The organism is Dolichospermum planctonicum (genome assembly GCF_005402965.1).
GTDB classification, from domain to species: Bacteria; Cyanobacteriota; Cyanobacteriia; order Cyanobacteriales; family Nostocaceae; genus Dolichospermum; species Dolichospermum planctonicum.
This window is the reverse complement of the sequence record NZ_BJCF01000153.1, coordinates 1-499: the sequence shown is the minus strand read 5'-3', so window position 1 is coordinate 499 and position 499 is coordinate 1. Positions and strand designations below refer to the sequence as shown.

The window sequence follows — 499 nt, the reverse complement described above, 5'->3', positions numbered from 1 at the left end:
CATAATAAAAGCCATCATCCCCAGCACCTCCAGACAAAACATCATCTCCATCTCCACCTTCAAGACGATCTCGTCCATGACCAGCATTCAGGGTATCATTACCGTCTTGTCCATAGAGAAGATCATCCTCAGATGTTCCCGTAATGGTGTCATCCCCAGCAGTTCCCGTAAAATTCTGCTGTTCTACCTGAATATTTTGCCCATTTACAGTAATGGTCGCGTGATCATCCTCAGCCTTCAAAGCTTGTAAAGTTGTAGTATCCAGACTGTTACCCTGTACCAAAGCGGCAAAAATCGCCCCTTCATCTCCGGCACTATCACTGAGATTAATTTGAGCATCAATAAAATGCCCAATTTCCTCTAACAAAACTCCACTAATAGCTTCTGCTGTAGAAGTGGTGAGAAAATTAGCTGATAAATAAATCTGATTATTGCTACTGGCATAAGCCCCATTGGCATTGCCAAGAATGCTACTATCTAAAATCTCAATTTGCGGAAG

The 499-nt window shown here is 42.5% G+C and carries 1 protein-coding gene; it reads right to left on the bottom strand.

The genetic code is table 11. The features are described 5' to 3' along the window. The coding region (locus FFO06_RS20840) for a calcium-binding protein (protein WP_370744028.1) at positions 1-499 on the bottom strand (499 nt) is incomplete at both ends.